Genomic DNA, 22,513 nt, shown 5'->3' on the forward strand with positions numbered 1-22,513 from the left:
GCCCCTAATACTCTGCCTTTATATCATGGCGAACAAAAAATAAGTCGACCAGATTATATTGATTAAGTCTTTATCAATACAAAATGATGAACTCATTCTTTTTTATTTTGCTGATGATAATCGCTTATTTTTCATCTTGAGTAAAACCATTGACCGAATATTGTCAAATTTATAAGCAAAAATGAGGTTAATTTGAAATAAAATCAATTGATAAAATCAGATAATTTCGTTCGTTAAAAGGATATTAGCAACCTATTAGCAGTGGTATGATAGGCTAAAGTTTGAAACCTATTCTACTTGTTAACACAACAGACTTATTTAACCGAGATTACCTCATGATTAAACATTTACTCTGTGCTGTTTTTGCATTAACACTACTTTCAGGTTGTGCAACTCCTAGTAACAAACTCTCTATTGAGCCTGTAATGTCAGTTCCTGCGGCCGATCCAACCATGCGCCCAATTTCACTGAATATTTCAAGCCAAGACAAACGTACATCTAAAAACCTAGCGGAAATTAACCGTAATGGAAAACTAGACGTACTTGTTCCAACTCGTGATATTGCATTTTTAATGCAAGAAGTATTGCAAAAACAAATGACAGCCCGTGGTTTTATGGTAGGTTCTCCTGCTAGCGCTGATGTGATCATTGTTATCAATAAACTCAACGCTGATGTAGGTGAAGGAAGTGTTCGTCATAATATCAGTGCGAAAGCAGATATCTCAGTTATTGTCACCTTGCCAAATGGTAGTTCAAATACCAAAACATTCCGCACTAGCTACAATGTTCAGGGGCCATTTGGTGCCACTAATGAGAAAATTGAGGCTGCAATTAATAATGTCTTAAGTGAGCTCGTTAGCGATATGGCAAAAGACGCTTCAGTCAGTCAATTTATCAAATCTAACGCCCGTTAATTTATTAGAATAAACGACCTGTTATCTTAAACAGGTCGTCGAAAGGAATTCTTGCATGGTTCAGCCTGCCTTCAAACAAACCACTTGGTACAAATCATTTATTTTACTGTTACTTGGCTTTACTTCTGGGTTACCACTTGCATTAACCGCTGGTACATTACAAGCATGGATGACGGTAGAAAACATTGATTTAAAAACCATTGGTTTCTTCTCATTGGTGGGGCAAGCTTATGTATTTAAATTCCTCTGGTCGCCCTTTATGGATCGCTATACGCCCTCTTTTCTTGGGCGTCGTCGAGGGTGGATGTTACTTACCCAAATAGGGTTGGTAATAGGTATTGCAGGTATGGGGTTTTTAAACCCTAATGATCATTTATGGTGGCTTGCTTCTTTAGCCGTTATTGTCGCTTTTTGTTCAGCTTCACAAGATATTGTCTTCGATGCTTATAAAACAGATATTTTAAAGGCTGATGAACGTGGTACTGGGGCGGCAGTTTCTGTATTAGGCTATCGTATTGCAATGCTTGTTTCTGGTGGGATGGCACTTTGGCTTGCTGATAAATATATTGGCTGGCAGAATATGTATTGGTTAATGGCTGCTTTAATGGGGATTGGTATTATTGCCACACTACTCGCCCAAGAGCCAGAAACCGCGGTAAAACCCCCTCGGACACTCTATGAAGCCGTAATTGAACCCTTAGCTGAATTCTTCTCTCGTAATAATGCTTGGCTTATTTTACTCCTCATTGTCCTATATAAAATGGGCGATGCTTTTGCTCTGAGTTTAAGTACCACATTCCTTATTCGTGGCGCTGGCTTTGATGCTGGAGAAGTTGGTTTAGTCAACAAAACATTAGGGCTTGCTGCCACGATTATCGGTGCCTTATTAGGTGGCTTATTAATGCGTCGTTGGAGCTTATTTAAAGCACTGATGATTTTTGGAATAATGCAAGGTGGCTCAAATATTGGCTATTGGTATCTCGCCATCTCAGAACAAAATATTTATAGCATGGGTGCCGTAGTTGCTTTTGAGAATATCTGTGGAGGAATGGGTACAGCAGCATTCGTTGCACTTTTAATGACTCTTTGTCATCTTTCTTTTTCAGCAACACAATTCGCACTTCTTTCAGCCCTATCCGCCATTGGTCGTGTTTATGTAGGCCCTGTTGCGGGTTGGTATGTCGAAAGCCATGGCTGGGAGGCGTTTTATCTTTTCTCTATCGTGGCTTCAGTTCCTGGCCTTATTTTGCTGATGGTTTCAAAAAATACGCTTATGTACACACAAAAAACAGGCGAATTTCTTAGAAGAACACAATTTATAAAACAATACCGTTTTGCTCTCTATGGTTTGATGCTAGCCGTTTTCTTCTTTATTTGTAGCTTAATTCTAGTTATTACAAATTCATTATCAGGTTTGGAGATATCCCAATCTATTGATTTTATTCAATCAATAGATAATGAATTATTAGGCTATTGGGCTTCATCACTGTTTTTATATGGTGTTGTTATTGGTGCAATAAGCCTCGTTGTAGGCACAATATTAGATTATTTAGCACTCAGAATAACAACACATTAGTTTTGTTATAATTAATGAAAAAGGACAGCTTAAGCCGTCCTTTTTCATATTTATATTAATTTTGGTATTAGTAGAAACAGTTACTGATTATTTAAGTTATCTAAACAATCTGACCTTGACCGATTTACCTTTAATTTTACCTTGTTGTAGCTGCTTCCAAGCTTGCTTAGCAATTGATTGTTTTACCGCAACGTAAGCATGAGTCTGATTGATCATAATCTTACCAATATCAGCACCATTAAAACCCATATCTCCCGTTAATGCGCCTAAAATATCACCTGGACGCATCTTGGCTTTTTTACCACCGTCAATACATAATGTTGCCATCGTTGCTTCAAGTGGCGTAATTTGTAGACCTGTAGGAACAGGTAACCAATTTATCTTCATATGAAGCATTTCTTCTAGGGCATTAGCACGTTGAATTTCTTCCGGTGCACAAAAACTGATGGCTAATCCACTCTCACCCGCCCTTGCTGTACGCCCAATTCGGTGAACGTGCACTTCAGGATCCCATGATAATTCGTAATTGATCACCATTTCTAACGCTTTAATATCAAGCCCGCGAGCTGCAACATCCGTTGCAACTAACACACGACAACTCCCATTAGAAAAACGAATTAAAGTTTGGTCGCGTTCCCTTTGTTCCATATCGCCATGTAAAGCAAGCACACTTTGATTGCTTTCTGTCAGTGTTTCATACACATCTTGGCAATCTCTTTTTGTGTTGCAGAACACCACGCAGGAAGCTGGTTGTTCACGGCTTAACAATTTTTGTAGCAATCCTATCTTGCCATGGCGAGATATTTCATAAAATTGCTGTTCAACAGCCGGGAGCTCATCAACTGAATTTATTTCGATAGTGATAGGGTTTTGCTGTATTTTACGGCTGATTGCAGCGATTTCATTTGGCCATGTTGCAGAAAAAAGCAGGGTTTGGCGAGCCGTTGGCATACGAGAAATAATATCATTGATATCATCAAAAAATCCCATATCCAGCATTCTGTCAGCTTCATCAAGCACTAACGTTTTTACATCATCTAAATTGACAGTCTCTTTTTTCAGGTGATCAAGTAATCTGCCCGGTGTCGCCACAATAATATGTGCAGCGTGAATTAATGAATCACGTTGAATACTAAAGGGGACTCCGCCACATAGCGTTAATACTTTGATATTAGGCAAATAACGAGCAAGGCGACGTAATTCATTTGCAACTTGATCGGCAAGCTCTCTCGTTGGGCATAATATTAATGATTGGGTATTAAATTGTTTTGCATCAATATGTTGTAACACACCCAAACCAAAAGCAGCCGTTTTACCACTACCTGTTTTTGCCTGAGCACGGACGTCTTTTCCTGCAAGAATAGCAGGTAAAGCGGCTTCTTGAACTGGAGTCATAGTTAAATAACCCAGTTCATTAAGGTTAGCGAGTTGTTCTGCAGGAAGGGCGTTAAGTTCAGCAAATGAGGTCACAATGAAAATTCCAAGTAAAGTAAAAACAAATATGAGCTAATGATACTATCCCTTCATTCTTGTGTCGTGAGGTATTTTTGCACTGTTCATATTACTTTTTCATCTAAGTGTTATTTTTTATCATTATCTTCTTAAATTTCCTCTTCTTATCAAAAATTCCTTTTTTATTTTTACTATTAACTCGAAAAAATAAATAAAAAAATACAAAACTTCCTATTTTTTAAACTAATATCAAAATTCTAGAAATAGATCTTATTTGGAGCTCAAATTCCTACAAAATGGATTTTTATAGTTTATTATTCCAATAAAAAAGAAAAACTGAACATTCACCGCAACCATAACCGACCATAAAACATCGAGATAATTTATGATCAAAAAACCATTTTTGTTTGTCATCGCAACAACATTCTCTTTATCTTCACAGGCAAGTTATTTAGGGGGGTTTGCAAGCACAAGTATTAACTACTTGGATTGGACAACACATACAACACACAAAACAGGCAAAACTTCCCATAAAGATGATTTTGCCTATTTAGAACTTGAAGGTGCTGCTAATTTTTCATGGGGGGAGTTTTATGGCTTTTTCGATTTAGAAAATCCCTTTAATAAAAGAGAAACTCATCCGGGAGATAATCAGCGCTATACCATTAAAAGTACTGCTCGTATTTATTTAGGCAAAAGTAACTTTAATTTATATGGACATGTTTATGGTACATGGTCACTCCCCGGTAAAAAGTATGGTGGTAACTTCCATGAAGTAAATACACTTTACGGCTTTGGCTATAACACTCAAATTGCTAATTTATGGTTTAAACCTTTTATTGCCCTTCATTATGTCGATCAATCTAAATATTCAGGTAACAACGGTTATGTAGCTGGTTGGGTTGCTGGATATGATTTTAATATAAAAAATCAAAAATTTAGCCTAACAAACTGGCATGAGATGGAATTTCAACGACACAAACGTTATGGCAATGGAGGTAAAAATGGCATTAATGGCGCTTTAGCCATTTGGTGGCATCCGACAACATCTATTACTACAGGAATTCAATATCGTTATGCTTATAAAAAGCTAGGAGAGAGTTTTCTTCAAGACGGCATTGTATATAGCTTGAAATATAACTTCTGATAGCAAATTGTTAATTTTTATTACAGCGGATCGATTTTTATCCGCTGTAATCCTTTTTTCTTATTTAATGAACAAAATCCTCATTGAATATAAACATTCAACAAATGATCTATTATCAATATTAAAAATCATATAATAGGCAAATTAAGACATTAAACATCAGAATAAAAAGGATTTAGCTCATAAACTCTCCTCAGACCTGCTTACTGTCACTTTTTTAATCAAAATACGTTTTATTACATTTTTTATTGCATTTTTATTTGTAAAAATATGTATTTAATTTAGAAATATGATACTTTATGAAATTAACGTTAATATCCAATAATTAAATTAACAATTATTTAATAGTTTGATTACTTGTGATCACATTAACACAAAAGAACAACCAATCACCCACTTACCATTACAATTGTTTACACTGTAGCAACCTTACCGTAAAATGTCCTTACTGATACTGATGAAACAACAATAGAACCTTTGTCATTTAGGTCGTTGGATGAGACTTATGAAATACATAAAAAGTATTGGGACACTCTCGCTATTAGCAGCCGCATTCTTATTAAGTGGCTGTGACATGGCGTTAATGGATCCCAAAGGCGCTATCGGCGCTGAGCAAAAAACATTAATCCTTATTGCACTTGGTTTAATGTTAATTGTTGTGATACCGGTGATACTGATGGTGATTGTTTTCGCTTATCGCTACCGCGAATCCAATACAAAAGCCACCTACCGCCCAAACTGGGCTCACTCAAATAAAATTGAACTCGTTGTTTGGACCGTGCCAATTATCATTATTGTTATTTTGGCAAGCATCACATGGAAAACAACCCATGAGCTTGATCCTTACAAACCCTTAGAGTCCTCAGAAAAACCGGTCACCATTGAAGTTGTTTCAATGGATTGGAAATGGTTATTTATCTATCCAGAACAAGGCATTGCGACAGTCAATGAATTGGCTTTCCCTGCTAATGTACCTGTTAATTTCAAAATCACTTCTGACTCAGTCATGAACTCGTTCTTTATCCCTCGCTTGGGTGGCCAAATCTATGCGATGGCAGGAATGCAGACCAAACTTCACCTAATCGCTAATGAACCAGGTGAATATCCAGGTATGTCAGCAAGTTATAGTGGACATGGTTTCTCGGATATGAAATTTACCGCAATAGCAACGCCTGATCGTGCTGGTTTTGATGCATGGGTTGAGAAAGTAAAACAATCATCAGATACGTTAAATACTACTGCTGCATTTAATGAACTTGCTAAACCAAGCCAGAAAAATCCAGTGACATACTATTCAAGCGTGAAGCCAATGTTATTCCAAGAGACTATTTCTAAATTTGGTCATACAGGTCATGGCGCTCACACAAGTAGCAATCAGACAGCACATGCTGATGCAACAATGAATATGAACATGAGCCATGCGGCGCATGCAGGAGCAGAGGAATAAAGGCATGTTCGGAAAATTAACTCTTGATGCAGTCCCGTTACATGAACCTATTATCGTAGTAACTTTACTCGGTATCGTTCTGGGCGGACTTGCTGTTGTTGGCGCACTAACTTATTTTCGCAAATGGAAGTGGTTATGGAGCGAATGGTTAACCAGTGTTGACCATAAAAAAATTGGTATTATGTATATCATCGTTGCAATGGTCATGATGTTCCGTGGCTTTGCCGATGCCATTATGATGAGAAGCCAACAAGCACTAGCCTCAGCTGGTGAAGCGGGCTTTTTACCTCCTCATCACTATGATCAGATTTTTACCGCACACGGCGTTATCATGATTTTCTTCATGGCAACCCCTTTCGTTGTGGGTCTGATGAATCTCGTTGTGCCTTTACAAATTGGCGCTCGTGATGTGGCCTTCCCTTTCCTAAACTCACTGAGCTTCTGGTTCTTTGTCGTTGGTGTGGTACTTATCAACCTTTCTTTAGGTGTTGGTGAATTCGCACAAACAGGTTGGTTAGCATATCCGCCACTTTCAGGCTTAGAGTATAACCCTGGAGTCGGGGTCGATTACTGGATATGGAGTTTACAGATATCTGGTATTGGTACACTTCTAACAGGGGTTAACTTCTTCGCAACTATCCTGCGTATGCGTGCGCCAGGCATGAGCATGATGAAAATGCCAGTATTCTCTTGGGCGGCTTTATGTACTAACGTCCTGATTATCGCTGCATTCCCAATTTTAACCGTTACGATTACATTGTTAACATTAGACCGCTATCTTGGTACGCATTTCTTTACCAATGATATGGGCGGTAACATGATGATGTACATCAACCTCGTATGGGCTTGGGGTCATCCAGAAGTTTATATTCTTGTTCTGCCTGTATTTGGTGTATTCTCTGAAGTCACGGCAACATTCTCTAAAAAACGGTTATTTGGTTACACCTCATTAGTCGGTGCAACTGTTGTTATTACCGTATTGTCATTTATCGTTTGGTTACACCACTTCTTTACTATGGGTTCAGGGGCTAACGTAAACGCCTTCTTTGGTATCGCCACCATGATCATCGCCATACCAACAGGGGTTAAGATCTTTAACTGGCTGTTTACGATGTATCAAGGCCGTATCGAGTACAAAAGCCCAATGCTATGGACTATCGGTTTTCTAATTACCTTCTCTGTAGGAGGAATGACCGGAGTTCTGCTGGCTGTTCCAGGTGCTAACTTTGTTTTACATAACAGCTTATTCTTAATTGCTCACTTCCATAACGTTATTATTGGTGGTGTGGTATTTGGCTGTTTCGCAGGTATGACTTACTGGTTCCCTAAAGCGTTCGGTTTCACACTGAATGAAAAATGGGGTATTCGTGCATTCTGGTTCTGGTTTATCGGCTTCTTTATGGCCTTTATGCCACTGTATATTCTTGGCTTTATGGGTATGACTCGTCGTTTAAGCCAAAATATCAATCCAGAGTTTAACCCAATGCTGTTAGTTGCCGCTGGGGGTGCTGCACTGATTGCTATCGGTATCGCTTGCCAAGTTATCCAAATTTACGTGAGTATTCGTGACCGTGATCAAAACCGTGATTTAACGGGCGATCCATGGGGTGGACGTACTCTCGAGTGGTCAATTTCTTCCCCTGCACCTTTCTACAACTTCGCTGTTGAACCTAATGTTCAAACTCGTGATGAGTGGTGGGATCAGAAAGAAAAAGGTACCGCTTATCAACGCCCAACCAAATACGAACCAATCCACATGCCTAAAAATACTGGTGCAGGTGTAATTATTTCAGCATTCAGTTTAGTCCTTGGTTTTGCCATGATCTGGCATATCTGGTGGTTAGCTATCGTTGGTTTCGCTGGCATGATTGTCACTTGGATCGTGAAAAGCTTTGATACAGATGTGGATTACTATGTCCAAGTGCCTGAAATTGAAGCTATCGAGAATAAGCATTATGAAGAACTGAAAAAAGCAGGTGTGAAATAATGTCTACTCAAACTGTAAATAACACAAACGCCCATGAGCATCATGGGCATCACGATGCAGGAGCGACGAAAGTTTTCGGCTTCTGGATCTACCTAATGAGCGACCTTATCCTGTTTGCCAGCTTATTCGCCACTTATGCGGTGCTTGTTAACGGGATTGCTGATGGTCCTTCAGGTAAAGAAATTTTTAGCTTACCTTTTGTTTTAGTTGAAACCTTCTTACTGCTATTTAGTAGTATCACTTTTGGTTTCGCTATGCTGAGCATGAATAAAGGTAGCGTTAGCCAAGTTAATCTGTGGTTATTTGTTACTTTCTTATTAGGCTTAGGTTTCGTCATCATGGAAGTTTACGAATTCCATGAGCTAATCGCAGAAGGTTACGGCCCAGATCGCAGTGCATTCTTATCTGCATTCTTTGCATTAGTTTCAACGCATGGTCTTCACGTAACAGCAGGTTTAATTTGGATTGTGATCCTAATGATCCAAGTATCACGCCGTGGCTTAACAGAAGTTAACCGTACTCGCTTAAGCTGTTTAAGTCTGTTCTGGCACTTCCTTGACGTTGTCTGGATTTGTGTGTTCACCGTAGTTTATCTGATGGGAGCGATGTAATGAGTCATCCAAATACTTCTCCTTCAGGCGCAAGCCACGGCAGTATGAAGTCTTACCTGATTGGCTTTATTCTGTCTGTTATCCTCACCGTTATTCCATTTTGGATGGTGATGGAAGGAACCGCGACACCAGCAACTATTCTATGGACCGTTGTCGGTATGGCTGTTGTGCAGATTGTTGTTCATTTAGTCTTCTTCTTACATATGAATACGTCATCAGAAGAGCGCTGGAACGTCGTTGCATTCCTGTTCACACTGCTTATTATCGGCATTGTTGTCGTAGGCTCGTTGTGGATTATGTACAACCTGAACATCAATATGATGATGGATTAAGAGTTGTCGCTATGATTAAGCAATACCTACAAGTCACCAAACCAGGAATTATTTTCGGAAATTTAATTTCTGTAATAGGTGGTTTTCTTCTCGCCTCCAAAGGTGAGATTGACTATCCCCTATTTGTCGCGACTCTACTTGGGGTGTCTCTGGTCGTTGCTTCTGGTTGTGTTTTTAACAACTATATTGACCGTGATATTGACCGTATCATGGAAAGAACGAAGAACCGCCCATTAGTTAAAGGATTAATTGACCCTCGAATTAGCCTAATTTATGCCTCAGTATTAGGTATTGCAGGTGTTGTGCTGCTCTATGTAGCAGCCAACCCGCTTGCAATGTTTATCGCTGTATTTGGTTTTATTATTTATGTTGGGGTTTATAGCCTCTATATGAAGCGTAAATCTGTTTATGGCACACTGATTGGAAGTTTATCTGGCTCTGCTCCCCCTGTTATCGGTTATTGTGCCGTTAGCGGTGAATTTGATGCGGGCGCGGCAATCCTATTACTTATCTTTAGTTTGTGGCAGATGCCTCACTCTTATGCCATTGCTATTTTCCGTTTTAAAGACTACCAAGCAGCTAATATTCCGGTATTACCCGTTATTAAAGGGATCTCAGTCGCTAAACGCCATATCATTCTTTATATTCTGGCATTTATGATTGCAACCTTAATGCTGACATTAGTTGGATATGCGGGCTATAAATATCTAATAGTTGCTTCTGCCGTCAGTATTTGGTGGTTGGGCATGGCTTTATCCGGTTATAAAGCAACCAATGATAAAGTGTGGGCACGAAAATTATTTATTTTCTCTATTGTGGCAATCACTTCATTAAGTGTAATGATGTCGGTTGATCCAACAAGCTCAACAGAAACTGTCTTTGCTTATTTAAGATAATGTATTTACTAAAGTAACCAAAAGACCAGTCAGCCTTCTGACTGGTCTTTTTTTATCCTGTTTTGCGACTAAAGAAGATATCAGTACAGTTTTGACTTTTTTGCATCCCATTTATTGATTAACCTCGTTATAAAATGTCATTACAATGGGGTATCAGTAATACGAGGTAATCCATGAATGATAATAAAATGACCCCATTAGAGCGCAAAGCAACATGGGGACTAGGCACTGTTTTTTCTCTTCGCATGCTTGGCATGTTTATGGTACTCCCTGTTTTAACCACCTATGGGCTTCAACTACAACACGCAACAGAATCACTCATCGGATTAGCCATCGGTATTTATGGATTAACACAAGCGGTATTCCAAATCCCTTTTGGTATTTTCTCTGATAAATTCGGCCGAAAACCGATAATTGTTTTCGGCTTAATTATTTTTATTATTGGTAGTTTGATTGCCGCACTTAGTGACAATATTTACGGCATTATTATTGGACGAGCATTGCAAGGGGCTGGAGCTATCTCAGCAGCGGTAATGGCTTTATTGTCTGATTTAACGCGGGAACAAAATAGAACAAAAGCAATGGCCTTTATTGGTATTAGCTTTGGGATAACGTTCGCTTTAGCCTTAGTTTTAGGCCCTATTTTAGCGCATATTTTCGGCTTACAAGGTCTTTTTTGGGGCATTGCCCTACTCGCCTTTAGTGGCATTATTATTACGCTTTTTACTGTACCGAACAGTGAACATCATATTCTTAATCGAGAATCTGGTTTTGTCCGTGGCAGTGTCAAAAAAGTCTTATTTGATGCACAACTTCTTAAGCTTAATACCGGTATTTTTTCTCTACATACTTTATTAATGGCAGCCTTTGTTGCGCTTCCTCTTGTCATGAGTGAAGCTGGCTTAGCAAAAGAGAAACATTGGATTGTTTATCTTGTCACTATGCTTATCGCCTTTATTACAGTATTACCTTTTATTATCTATGCAGAAAAGAAACGAAAAATGAAACAAGTGTTCTTATTCTGTATTTTCTTACTGATTATGGCTCAGGCAATTCTTATTATTTCAGGCTCTAGCTTGTGGTTAATTATTGCGGGTATTCAGGTCTTCTTTATTGGCTTTAATATTATGGAAGCCCTTCTTCCTTCATTAATCAGTAAAGAAGCACCAGCAGGTTATAAAGGTACAGCTATGGGAATTTATTCCACCAGCCAATTTTTAGGAGTGGCATTGGGCGGTATTTTAGGTGGATGGCTTTATCAGCATTATGATGCACAAATCGTATTTCTAGGTTGTTTAGTGATTGGCATTATTTGGTTTTTGATTAGTTTAACCTTACGTCAACCCGCTTATGTTAGTAGTTTACGGGTTGAATTACCGTCTAATCTATCTTTAGGTCAGCAACAAAAACTACAACAAATATTTAAACAACAACCAGGTGTTAATGAAGTTGTGATTATTGCTGATGAGCAAAGCGCCTATATAAAAGTGGACACTAAACAAACACCGAGAGCAACATTAGAGTCTTTAATCCCTTCGGTTTAACTCACAATCAGTTTGTCGAATGAAAACAAAAATGCGCTGTTTATTCAGCGCATTTTTTATAACTAAATGAATAAATTGTTAGTCACGGAAATTATTAAATTGGAATGGCTGTCCTAGCTCACCTTCTCGAACTAATTTCATTACAGCTTGTAAATCATCACGAGATTTACCGGTTACTCGAACTTGTTCGCCTTGGATTTGAGCTTGTACTTTTAATTTACTGTCTTTGATCAGCTTAACAATTTTCTTCGCTAATGCAGTATCAATACCTTGTTTTAAGGTTGCTTCTACACTGTACATTTTTCCGCTGTGAGTCATTTCTTCAGGGATATTTAATACTGCACCATCGATCCCTCTTTTTGCCATTTTCTCACGCAGAATATCTAATAATTGCTGAACCTGAAATTCAGATACGCTGGTTGTTTTCACTGACTCTGCTTTTTCGTTTAATTCAAAACTGGCTTCGACATTACGAAAATCCCAACGAGTAGTCAGTTCACGTTGTGCGTTTTCTACCGCATTACGCACTTCATGTAAGTCAACTTCAGATACGATATCAAAAGATGGCATTCTTTCTTCCTCAATAAATAAATACAACCCAAATAATAGCTTCTTTTAAGGTTGCAAAAAAGTATTGCACATTCAATAACGACTTTATCACTCAATTTCATACTGATAGTAAAGAGCAAACATACTTTAAACAGAGAAGCACAATCAATGTTATAATTTCAGAAAGATAGTCTAGTGACAGCAGGCCACCGCCTTACTCTATTACGATTTTCAAAAGAAGAGGCACAATGAAAATTACCGTTTTAGGATGTGGTTCAATAGGTAAACTTTGGATCGCCGCATTAACACTTCAAACTCACGAAGTACAAGGCTGGCTAAGAGTGCCACAACCTTTTTTAGATGTGAGCGTCGATAATATTAATGGTGAGCCTTTTTATCAGCGCATTATCGCGAATCAGCTTGAATGGTTAAAACAAAGTGAATTACTTATTGTTTGCTTAAAATCGTGGCAAGTCTCAGATGCTGTAAATGCGCTTCTACCTTATTTATCTGCACAATGTCCTATCTTATTAATTCATAATGGCATGGGAACTGCTGATGAATTAACAGCAACACAACACTCTATCACTAGACCAATTTTGCAAGGCATTATTACTCATGGAGCTTATCAACAAGGCCAGCACGTTATCCACACAGCTACAGGTATAACACACATTGGCCCATTAAATAGTGCTGCCCAACAATACAGTCATTTAGCAGAAATACTGCATCATGCATTACCTGATGTCGCTTGGCACAATGATATCCACACCATTAGTTGGCTCAAGCTTGCGGTTAATTGCGTGATTAATCCATTAACTGTTTATTATCAGTGTCGTAATGGGGATTTATTGCGCTACCCTGAGCATATTCACAAAATTTGTGATGAAGTTTATCAAGTGATGGAGCGCGAAGGTGTTATCCCTACTTCTAAAACACATCTGCATGGCTACATTATTGATACCATAGAACAAACAGCAAATAATTATTCATCTATGTATCAAGATGTGAAATATCAACGCCATACAGAGATTGACTATATTACCGGTTATTTATTACGTCGGGCGTCAGCGCAAGGCCTTGTCTTACCAGAAAATAACCATCTTTTTCAATTTATCAAACAACAGGAAGGCAATTATGACCATATCAGCGATCATCTGCCTAGCTAATGGAAGTGAAGAAACCGAAATCGTGACCACGGCAGACTTATTAGTCAGGGCCGGTATTCATGTTGTACTTGCTAGCGCAGAAGATGATGTTGATGATCTTGTTATCACTTGTTCTCGAGGTATTAAACTGGTCGCTGATGCGCCTCTAGTTCGTGTTGTTGATCATCTCTATGATGTTATTATTCTCCCCGGTGGATTACAAGGTACTGAAACATTAAGAGATAGCCCTCTAGTGGTCGAAAAAGTACGTCGCATGCACAGTGAAAATAAACTTGTGGCCGCGATTTGTGCTGCTCCTGCAATAATTCTTGAAACTCATAATATTTTCCCTATTGGGAATATGACGGGCTTCCCTGCATTAAAAGATAAAATATCACCCAAAAAGTGGGTGGATTATCGTGTCTATTATGATGAAAGAGTTAATTTAATTACTAGCCAAGCGCCTGCAACCTCTATCGATTTTGCACTAAAAATTATCGAACGCTTAAAAGGTAAAGAAGCTGCAGCTGATGTCGCCAAACAACTCGTATTGCCACCTGGTATTTATAATTACCAAGATGAATTTACAGGCTTTGGGGATAAGCATTTTGTAAAAAATATGGGCTCGCGCAAGCACCATGATGATGGTCAAGCAATAAGAGCGAAGTAATCATCTGGAGAATGGCAGCGACATTCCCCAACATAAAAGTTGTATAATTAAAAAAAGCCACTTTTCAGTGGCTTTTTTATTCGCAAGATCAAATCGTTAGCGTATTATTTTTTACGATACACTTTAACGTTTTCAAAACCTTGCTCACGTAAATAAAGTGCTTGTAAGCGACTCATCATTCCGCGATCACAATACAATAAATAGGTTTTTGCTTTATCTAAATCACCAAACTGCGTACTGAGTTTATAGAATGGTAACTCTTTAACATCAATGCCACCCATTTTTAATGGTGATGTTTCTTGCTCTTCGGGGGAGCGAATATCAAGAATAACGTCATTTGTACCGAATTCGGAGACCATTTCAACTTCTATGACTTGTTGTACAGTTTCTTCGGCAATACGACGAATATCCATATTCTTAGCATTTTCAACAACGCTATCAAGAATAGAAAAATCAAACTTCTCTTCTTCTGCTTCAATTTTCGCTTTAACAGCTTTCACTGTTGGGCTTTTTGAAATTACCCCACAGAATTCTGGCATTGTGCGAGCAAAATCTTCTGTGCCAATTTGACGTGCAATATTGATAATGTTTTCTTTATCATGAGTGATAAGAGGACGTAAGATTAACGTATCTGTCGCATTATCAATTAAACGCAAATTAGTTAAAGTTTGACTAGAAACTTGGCCTAAGGCTTCACCCGTTACAATTGCTTGAACACCATAACGCTCTGCCACTCTTGATGCTGCGCGCACCATCATACGTTTTAGTACAACGCCCATTTGCCCATCATCGACCTTTTCTAAGATTTCTGCGACAACAGGCTCAAAGTCAACCGCAACGAAATGCACTTTATGAGAACGACCAAAGCGATTCCATAAATAATGCGCAACTTGTTTAACGCCAATTTCGTGTGCAGAGCCACCTAAGTTAAAGAAACAATAGTGAACTCGGCTACCACGACGCATTAGCATATAGCTTGATACACCTGAGTCATAGCCACCAGAAATCAGCGATAAGACATCTTCTTGCGTACCAATTGGAAAACCACCAATACCTTCATAGCGTGCATTAACTAAAATAAGTTTATCGTCTTCAATTTCTAAATTAATGGTGACATCAGGACGAGTTAACTTCACTTTTGCGCTTTCAACGTGTTGGTTAAAACCACCACCCACATAACGCTCAACTTCATTAGAAGTAAAACTGTGTTTACCACGACGTTTTGCACGAACACAGAATGTTTTGTTTTCAACTAAATGCTTAAATGCTGCAAAAGTTTGCTCAAAAATATTATGTAAATCGGTATAAGGATGTTCTTCGACTTGTAAAAAGTGATGAATACCAGGAATACGTGTTAATGCATCACATACTGCTTCACTTTTACTTTCATCTTTACTCACAACCACAATGTTATCCCAATTACGGACAACTGTGATTTCATCGCCGATTGTATTTAATACATTACGGATATTGCTAGTGAGGATTTTGATAAAACGTATACGAACAGATTGGCTTTTGATCGTAATTTCGGGGAATAATTTAATAATAAACTTCATAGTCAATGGTCATAGGTTATTAAGTAGAAACATAAACTACAGTGATGTAAATTGACTGGAGTTTATAAAAGTCACAAAGTATATCACCAATATTTAGGGCTCACCCGCAAAAATCATCGACTGAATAAGAAATTTTCATCTTACTTGTAGTAAGATGATCGCTATTATTCAGCGCTAACATGCTTTATTATCAAAAATATTATGGCTAAGAAAACGACATCAATTAACGAAGACATCGCAAAAGCACCAAGTTTTGAAGCATCCATGCAAGAACTTGAGCAAATCGTAAACCGCTTAGAATCCGGTGAACTCCCTTTAGAAGAAGCGCTTAATGAGTTTGAACATGGCGTTCGACTAGCCCGTGTTGGACAAAAAACATTACAAGACGCTGAACAGCGTGTTCGTATTCTTCTAAAAGAAGACGACAATGCAACTCCTGATGATTTTATCCAAGAGGCAGAATAATTGAGTAACGCAACTTCAAGTACGGATGCGTTCCGTCATAAATTAGATTCCGCCCACCAGCGTGTCGATGATGCGCTAAATCAAGCGCTCTTAGCTTTACCATTTACTGACATGCCTCTAGGTAAAGCCATGCATTATGGCGCTCTTTTAGGTGGGAAGCGCTTACGTCCTTTCCTTGTTTACGCTGTTGGCGAGATGTTTAAAGTCCCTGCGCTAAACCTTGATGCTCCGGCAGCTGCTGTGGAATGTATTCACGCCTATTCCCTTATTCATGACGATTTACCTGCGATGGATGATGATGATCTGCGTCGAGGTAAACCAACATGTCATATCGAATTCGGTGAAGCTAACGCTATTTTAGCGGGTGATGCACTACAAACTCTGGCTTTTGAGATCTTAGCAAAAAAACCAATGCCCGATGTCTCAATGGCTGATCGCGTTGCAATGATTGCTGAATTAGCCACAGCGAGTGGTCTTGCAGGTATGTGTGGTGGTCAAGCACTTGATCTTGAGGCCGAAGATAAATCAATTGATCTTGCATCTCTTGAAAAAATCCATTTACACAAAACAGGTGCATTAATTCGTGCAGCTGTACGTTTAGGTGCATATAGTGCAGGTTCTAAAGGCCATGATGTATTACCTGCATTAGATAAATATGCTCACTCCATCGGCCTTGCATTCCAAGTGCAAGATGACATTTTAGATGTCATCGGAAGTACAGAAGAAACTGGAAAACGACAAGGTAGCGACCAAGAGTCAGGAAAAAGTACGTACCCAGCCCTCCTTGGTTTAGAACGAGCTCAAAAAAAAGCACAGGAATTGTATAACGAAGCACTGGATGCCTTAGCGTTTCTTGAGCAATACGAGTACGATACAACCACGCTTAAACAATTAGCGAGTTTTATCGTCGAACGGAAAAACTAATAAAAAATAAAGAGAGCAGCTTACCTGCTCTTTCCCTATTACAAGTGATTAATTAATAGGCATCACATGAGCATTGATATCGAAAAATATCCCACATTGGCGTTGGTTGAAACACCAGAAGATTTACGCCTATTACCAAAAGAGAGTTTACCTAAACTCTGTGATGAGCTAAGGCTATTTCTTCTTAACAGTGTCAGCCGCTCAAGTGGTCACTTCGCCTCAGGTTTAGGTGCTATTGAGTTAACGGTTGCTCTTCATTATGTCTATAAAACCCCTTTTGATAACCTCATTTGGGATGTCGGTCATCAGGCATATCCCCATAAAATCTTAACTGGTCGCCGTGACCGTATTGATACCATTCGCCAAAAAAATGGACTACATCCCTTCCCTTGGCGAGAAGAGAGCGAATACGACAAACTTTGTGTCGGTCACTCTTCAACCTCTATCAGTGCAGGTTTAGGTATGGCTGTTGCCGCCGAACAAGAAAAACTGAATAGAAAAACAGTTTGTGTCATTGGTGATGGCGCAATTACTGCGGGCATGGCTTTTGAAGCGATGAACCACGCGGGTGATATTGAACCTGATATGCTCGTTGTTCTTAATGATAACGAGATGTCGATTTCAGAAAACGTTGGTGCGCTGAATAATCACCTTGCACAATTGTTATCTGGCAAACTGTACACCACCTTACGTGAAGGTGGGAAAAAGGTCTTTTCTGGTATTCCACCAATTAAAGAATTACTGAAAAAGACAGAAGAACATATCAAAGGCATGGTCGTTCCTGGCACCATGTTTGAAGAGTTAGGATTTAACTATATTGGTCCTGTTGATGGTCATGATGTTATTGCATTAGTACAAACCCTCGCTAATATGCGTGATCTAAAAGGCCCTCAACTTCTGCATATTATGACCAAAAAAGGTCGTGGCTATGCTCCTGCTGAGCGAGATCCTATTAGCTGGCACGCTGTACCAAAATTTGATCCACAAACAGGGACATTACCTAAAAGCCCTAATGCACGACCTACGTTTTCCAAAATTTTTGGTGACTGGTTATGTGAAGAAGCCTCAACCGATCCAAAACTGATGGCAATTACCCCTGCAATGCGTGAAGGTTCTGGTATGGTGCGTTTCTCAAAAGAGTACCCATCACAATACTTTGATGTGGCGATCGCGGAACAACATGCCGTTACTTTTGCAGCAGGTTTAGCAATTGGTGGTTATAAGCCGATTGTTGCTATTTACTCGACGTTCTTACAACGTGCTTACGACCAAGTGATCCACGATATTGCGATTCAGAAACTGCCTGTTTTATTTGCCATTGATCGTGGTGGTATTGTAGGAGCAGATGGTCAAACTCACCAAGGTGCTTTTGATCTCTCATTCTTACGTTGTATTCCTAATATGGTTATTATGGCACCAAGCGACGAAAACGAATGTCGTCAAATGCTTCATACCGGTTATCACTATCAAGATGGTCCTGTTGCCGTACGTTATCCAAGAGGCTCCAGTATTGGTGCGCAATTGCAACCACTTAACCCACTCCCTATGGGTAAAGGTATTATTCGTCGCCAAGGCAAAGGTATTGCGATCCTAAACTTTGGTACATTACTACCTGAAGCATTAGAAGTCGCTGAAAAGTTGGATGCCACTGTGGCTGATATGCGATTTATCAAACCTCTTGATAAATCACTTATCCTTTCTCTTGCTGAGCAACATGATATGTTGGTGACACTAGAAGAGAATGCCATTATGGGTGGTGCTGGCAGTGGTGTTAATGAATTACTCATGCAAGAGCGTTGCTTAATGCCTGTCTTAAACCTCGGTATTCCTGATTTGTTTGTACCACAAGGTGGACAAGAAGAGATCCGAGCTGACTTAGGGCTTGATGCCGTTGGTATTGAAAAATCTATTACGGATTATCAAGCTAAATAACGTCTAAAATGCCCGTACTAAACGGGCATTTTTCTATGCCCATAACTTACCAAAACGACTATTAACTCTTTGATTACTAATTTTTCTGTTCATTTTTTAATTACAATTTGCTCTATCTATCCCATACAGCCTATTTACATAAGAAAAACTTAATAAAAAATTAAATCTAGTACTATTATTACTCAAACTCCTCTATATAAGATGTAGCCTATAACTCATATTTTATGAAAATCATTGCAAATAAAGCATTTTCTTATTGAATCCATTCAGCGTTAATTTATTCAGTTAGTTAGATTTTTCTTTCTTTTTGTTTACCAACGAAACGTTTCGATCGCGCTCACAATCTGAATAAATCAGACTTGTTTTCCCCTTTTTCTTTTCTACTATATAAACAGCGAAACGTTTCGCTGAGGAGGGAATATGAAAAAAGGCGTATTACTAAATAGTCCTATTTCTAGCGTAATTTCACGTTTAGGACACACCGATAAAATCACTATTGCAGATGCCGGATTACCCATTCCCTCTTCTGTTGAACGTATTGATCTTGCTCTAACACAGGGTATTCCTGACTTTATGTCAGTATTGCAAACAATCACTCATGAGATGCAAGTTGAAGCAGTCATGCTGGCGGAAGAAATTAAGACCATTAATCCCATCCTTTTTAAGGAGATAGTCTCTTATCTTAATTTATTAGAGCAAGAACAGAAGAAACCCATTCAAATAACGTATGTTTCACATGAAGCATTCAAAAGACAACTTACTGAAAATAAAGCTGTTATTAGAACAGGTGAATGTACACCTTATGCCAATATTGTGTTGTTTTCTGGTGTGACTTTCTGAGGACAATATGAAACCTTTACTTGAGCTTAAAGATATTGATAAGTCATTCCCTGGTGTAAAAGCACTATCAGGCGCTACTTTGCGAATTTATCCCGGTCGAGTGATGGCCTTAGTGGGTGAAAACGGTGCGGGCAAATCAACACTGATGAAAGTGCTTACTGGTATTTATAAAAAAGATGCAGGCGAAGTTATTTATCAAGGTGAGCATTGCTCCTTCAATGGTCCTAAATCATCACAAGAAGCAGGAATAGGCATTATTCACCAAGAGCTTAACCTTATCCCAGAATTAACCATTGCAGAAAATATCTTCTTAGGCCGTGAGTTCACACGTGCATTTGGGGCTATCGACTGGAAGAAAATGTATGCTGAGGCTGATAAGTTATTAGCTCGATTAAACCTCGCTTATAGCAGTCACCGTTTAGTATCTGAATTATCGATTGGTGATCAGCAAATGGTAGAAATCGCCAAAGTTCTCAGTTTTGGTTCTAAAGTCATTATTATGGACGAACCTACAGATGCATTAACCGATACAGAAACTGAATCCCTGTTTAGTGTTATTCGTGAACTAAGAGACCAAGGTTGTGGCATTGTTTATATCTCACATCGTTTAAAAGAGATCTTTGAGATTTGTGATGATGTCACTGTACTGCGAGATGGTCAGTTTATTGGTGAAAAACCCGTTAGCGCATTACAAGAAGATACGCTTATTGAAATGATGGTTGGCCGTAAGTTAGAAGACCAATATCCTCGTATCAACATTCCCCAAGGCAAAACCAAACTCAATGTCATTAACCTTAGTGGTGAAGATGTTCACGATGTCAGTTTCTCATTACATGAAAGTGAAATTCTCGGTATCTCAGGTTTAATGGGGGCTGGTCGTACAGAATTAATGAAAATTATCTACGGCGCATTACCCAAAACCAATGGCACCGTAGAGCTCGATGGAAAACTCTGCCAAATCAAAAAGCCGGTTGAAGGATTGGAACAAGGCATTGTTTATATATCTGAAGACAGAAAACGAGATGGCTTAGTGCTAGGTATGTCAGTAAAAGAAAATATGTCACTGACCGCACTTCGTTATTTTAGTCGTGGCATGGGAGTGCTCAATCATAAAGAAGAGCAACTTACTGTCGGTGATTTTATTAAATTGTTCAATATAAAAACCCCCTCAATGGATCAAACAATTGGTTTTTTATCTGGGGGAAATCAACAAAAAGTGGCTATCGCAAGAGGCCTAATGACTCGCCCTAAAGTGCTTATTCTTGATGAACCCACTCGTGGTGTAGACGTTGGTGCTAAAAAAGAAATTTATCAACTAATTAATAAATTTAAACAAGAAGGATTAAGCATCATCTTAATTTCTTCTGAAATGCCTGAGGTAATGGGAATGAGTGACCGTATTTTGGTGATGCATGAAGGGCGTATTAGCGGTGAGTTTTCAGCTCACAATGTCACACAAGAAATGCTAATGGCGGCCGCTGTTGGTAAACAATATGACGCTAAGGTAGGAGTTTGATATGAGCACAAATTCAATTCCAGCGTCAAAACGTTGGTTCTCAAAAGCATGGCTATTAGAGCAAAAATCACTGATAGCATTACTACTTCTGATTGTTGTCGTTTCCACACTCAGCCCTAATTTCTTTACCTTAAATAATATCTTCAACATTCTCCAACAAACATCCGTTAACGCCATAATGGCGGTTGGTATGACCCTTGTTATTTTAACCTCTGGTATCGACTTATCCGTGGGTTCATTACTTGCGTTAACTGGCGCTGTCGCAGCATCTATGGTTGGCGCTGATGTTAATGCCCTTGTTGCGGTTTTCGGTGCATTAGCACTTGGTGCAGCTATTGGTGGTGTAACAGGCATTATCGTAGCAAAAGGTAAAGTTCAAGCCTTTATTGCTACGTTAGTCATGATGTTATTACTGCGCGGTGTTACCCGTGTTTATACCGACGGCAGTCCAATTAATACTGGATTTAGCGATAATGCTGATCTCTTTAGCTGGTTTGGTATTGGTCGTCCATTTGGTATTCCAACTCCAATCTGGCTCATGATGATTGTCTTTTTGAGTGCATGGTATTTATTACATCATACCCGTTTAGGTCGTTATATTTATGCGCTTGGGGGAAATGAGTCGGCAACACGTCTATCCGGTATTAGCGTCGATAAAATAAAAATTATTGTTTATGCACTTTGTGGTTTATTAGCTGCCCTTGCTAGCGTAATTGAAGTTGCTCGCCTTTCATCAGCACAACCGATGGCAGGTAATGGTTATGAGTTAGATGCCATTGCTGCGGTTGTTCTGGGTGGTACCAGCCTTGCAGGTGGTAAAGGACGAATTATCGGTACATTAATTGGTGCACTTATTCTAGGCTTCTTAAATAACGCACTAAATTTATTAGGAATATCATCAAACTATCAAATGATAGTAAAAGCGGTGGTCATCTTACTTGCTGTTTTGGTAGATAACAAAAAATAACTCTCTATTCTCTTAATCCGAACCCCGACAGGAACTTATA

The 22,513-nt window shown here is 39.0% G+C and carries 20 protein-coding genes; 17 read left to right on the plus strand and 3 right to left on the minus strand.

The features are described 5' to 3' along the window. Positions 1-335 precede the first annotated feature (335 nt). Positions 336-914, plus strand: a complete 579-nt coding sequence (locus ABN080_RS07750; protein WP_349440763.1) for a YajG family lipoprotein — start codon at positions 336-338, stop codon at positions 912-914. 55 nt (positions 915-969) lie between these two features. Beyond that, positions 970-2,490, plus strand: coding sequence for a muropeptide MFS transporter AmpG (gene ampG, locus ABN080_RS07755; RefSeq protein ID WP_349440764.1), 1,521 nt, complete (start codon positions 970-972; stop codon positions 2,488-2,490). Positions 2,491-2,586: 96 nt separating this feature from the next. Here the strand turns inward: ampG and dbpA are convergent, their stop codons facing one another. After that, a complete protein-coding gene (gene dbpA, locus ABN080_RS07760; RefSeq protein WP_349440765.1) occupies positions 2,587-3,960 on the minus strand; it encodes an ATP-dependent RNA helicase DbpA in 1,374 nt (457 codons plus the stop codon). Positions 3,961-4,327: 367 nt separating this feature from the next. On the opposite strand from dbpA, the gene ABN080_RS07765 reads away from it, so the two are divergent. From ABN080_RS07765 to ABN080_RS07795, 7 genes are all read left to right on the plus strand, one after another. Next, on the plus strand, positions 4,328-5,089 hold the full coding sequence (locus ABN080_RS07765) for a nucleoside-specific channel-forming Tsx family protein (RefSeq protein WP_072069387.1): 762 nt from the start codon (positions 4,328-4,330) through the stop codon (positions 5,087-5,089). 496 nt (positions 5,090-5,585) lie between these two features. After that, positions 5,586-6,536, plus strand: a complete 951-nt coding sequence (gene cyoA / locus ABN080_RS07770) for a cytochrome o ubiquinol oxidase subunit II (protein WP_115350463.1) — start codon at positions 5,586-5,588, stop codon at positions 6,534-6,536. A 4-nt stretch (positions 6,537-6,540) separates the two neighbouring features. Then, complete coding sequence (gene cyoB, locus ABN080_RS07775) at positions 6,541-8,523, plus strand: cytochrome o ubiquinol oxidase subunit I (RefSeq protein ID WP_349440766.1); 1,983 nt, start codon at positions 6,541-6,543, stop codon at positions 8,521-8,523. Continuing rightward, on the plus strand, positions 8,523-9,134 hold the full coding sequence (locus ABN080_RS07780) for a cytochrome o ubiquinol oxidase subunit III (protein ID WP_349440767.1): 612 nt from the start codon (positions 8,523-8,525) through the stop codon (positions 9,132-9,134). Before cyoB ends, ABN080_RS07780 begins: the two co-directional genes overlap by 1 nt. Then, on the plus strand, positions 9,134-9,466 hold the full coding sequence (locus ABN080_RS07785) for a cytochrome o ubiquinol oxidase subunit IV (RefSeq protein ID WP_072069391.1): 333 nt from the start codon (positions 9,134-9,136) through the stop codon (positions 9,464-9,466). The genes ABN080_RS07780 and ABN080_RS07785 overlap by 1 nt, the downstream gene beginning before the upstream one ends. Before the next feature lie 11 nt (positions 9,467-9,477). After that, entirely contained in the window at positions 9,478-10,362 is an 885-nt protein-coding gene (gene cyoE / locus ABN080_RS07790; protein ID WP_072069392.1) for a heme o synthase, read from the plus strand. Positions 10,363-10,535: 173 nt separating this feature from the next. Next, positions 10,536-11,906, plus strand: coding sequence for an MFS transporter (locus tag ABN080_RS07795; protein WP_197269538.1), 1,371 nt, complete (start codon positions 10,536-10,538; stop codon positions 11,904-11,906). A gap of 78 nt (positions 11,907-11,984) precedes the next feature. Here ABN080_RS07795 and ABN080_RS07800 read toward each other — a convergent pair whose 3' ends face one another. Then, on the minus strand, positions 11,985-12,476 hold the full coding sequence (locus ABN080_RS07800) for a YajQ family cyclic di-GMP-binding protein (RefSeq protein ID WP_072063676.1): 492 nt from the start codon (positions 12,474-12,476) through the stop codon (positions 11,985-11,987). A 227-nt stretch (positions 12,477-12,703) separates the two neighbouring features. Here ABN080_RS07800 and panE point away from each other — a divergent pair, with 227 nt between their 5' ends. Beyond that, a complete protein-coding gene (gene panE, locus ABN080_RS07805) occupies positions 12,704-13,624 on the plus strand; it encodes a 2-dehydropantoate 2-reductase (RefSeq protein WP_349440768.1) in 921 nt (306 codons plus the stop codon). Continuing rightward, positions 13,593-14,273, plus strand: coding sequence for a protein deglycase YajL (gene yajL / locus ABN080_RS07810; protein WP_340895183.1), 681 nt, complete (start codon positions 13,593-13,595; stop codon positions 14,271-14,273). The genes panE and yajL overlap by 32 nt, the downstream gene beginning before the upstream one ends. A gap of 104 nt (positions 14,274-14,377) precedes the next feature. Here the strand turns inward: yajL and thiI are convergent, their stop codons facing one another. Further along, positions 14,378-15,829, minus strand: a complete 1,452-nt coding sequence (thiI, locus tag ABN080_RS07815) for a tRNA uracil 4-sulfurtransferase ThiI (protein ID WP_349440769.1) — start codon at positions 15,827-15,829, stop codon at positions 14,378-14,380. A 201-nt stretch (positions 15,830-16,030) separates the two neighbouring features. Here thiI and xseB point away from each other — a divergent pair, with 201 nt between their 5' ends. The 6 genes from xseB to rbsC all read left to right on the plus strand — a co-directional run bounded on the left by xseB (position 16,031) and on the right by rbsC (position 22,473). After that, a complete protein-coding gene (gene xseB / locus ABN080_RS07820; protein ID WP_196553543.1) occupies positions 16,031-16,294 on the plus strand; it encodes an exodeoxyribonuclease VII small subunit in 264 nt (87 codons plus the stop codon). Continuing rightward, the gene (ispA, locus tag ABN080_RS07825; protein ID WP_349440770.1) at positions 16,295-17,218 is read left to right on the plus strand and encodes a (2E,6E)-farnesyl diphosphate synthase; all 924 of its coding nucleotides are present in this window, start codon (positions 16,295-16,297) and stop codon (positions 17,216-17,218) included. Positions 17,219-17,284: 66 nt separating this feature from the next. Next, positions 17,285-19,150 (plus strand): 1-deoxy-D-xylulose-5-phosphate synthase, encoded by a 1,866-nt coding sequence (gene dxs, locus ABN080_RS07830; protein ID WP_349440772.1) that lies wholly within the window; start codon positions 17,285-17,287, stop codon positions 19,148-19,150. Positions 19,151-19,570: 420 nt separating this feature from the next. After that, the gene (gene rbsD / locus ABN080_RS07835; protein WP_349440773.1) at positions 19,571-19,990 is read left to right on the plus strand and encodes a D-ribose pyranase; all 420 of its coding nucleotides are present in this window, start codon (positions 19,571-19,573) and stop codon (positions 19,988-19,990) included. 7 nt (positions 19,991-19,997) lie between these two features. Continuing rightward, complete coding sequence (gene rbsA / locus ABN080_RS07840) at positions 19,998-21,506, plus strand: ribose ABC transporter ATP-binding protein RbsA (RefSeq protein WP_072069400.1); 1,509 nt, start codon at positions 19,998-20,000, stop codon at positions 21,504-21,506. Position 21,507: 1 nt separating this feature from the next. Beyond that, positions 21,508-22,473: a ribose ABC transporter permease gene (rbsC, locus tag ABN080_RS07845; protein ID WP_349440774.1), complete on the plus strand. Its 966-nt coding sequence runs from the start codon at positions 21,508-21,510 to the stop codon at positions 22,471-22,473. The last annotated feature ends 40 nt before the right edge of the window (positions 22,474-22,513 follow it).

Origin of the sequence: Proteus sp. fly-1089 (assembly GCF_040138965.1) — a bacterium.
GTDB classification, from domain to species: domain Bacteria; phylum Pseudomonadota; class Gammaproteobacteria; order Enterobacterales; family Enterobacteriaceae; genus Proteus; species Proteus vulgaris_B.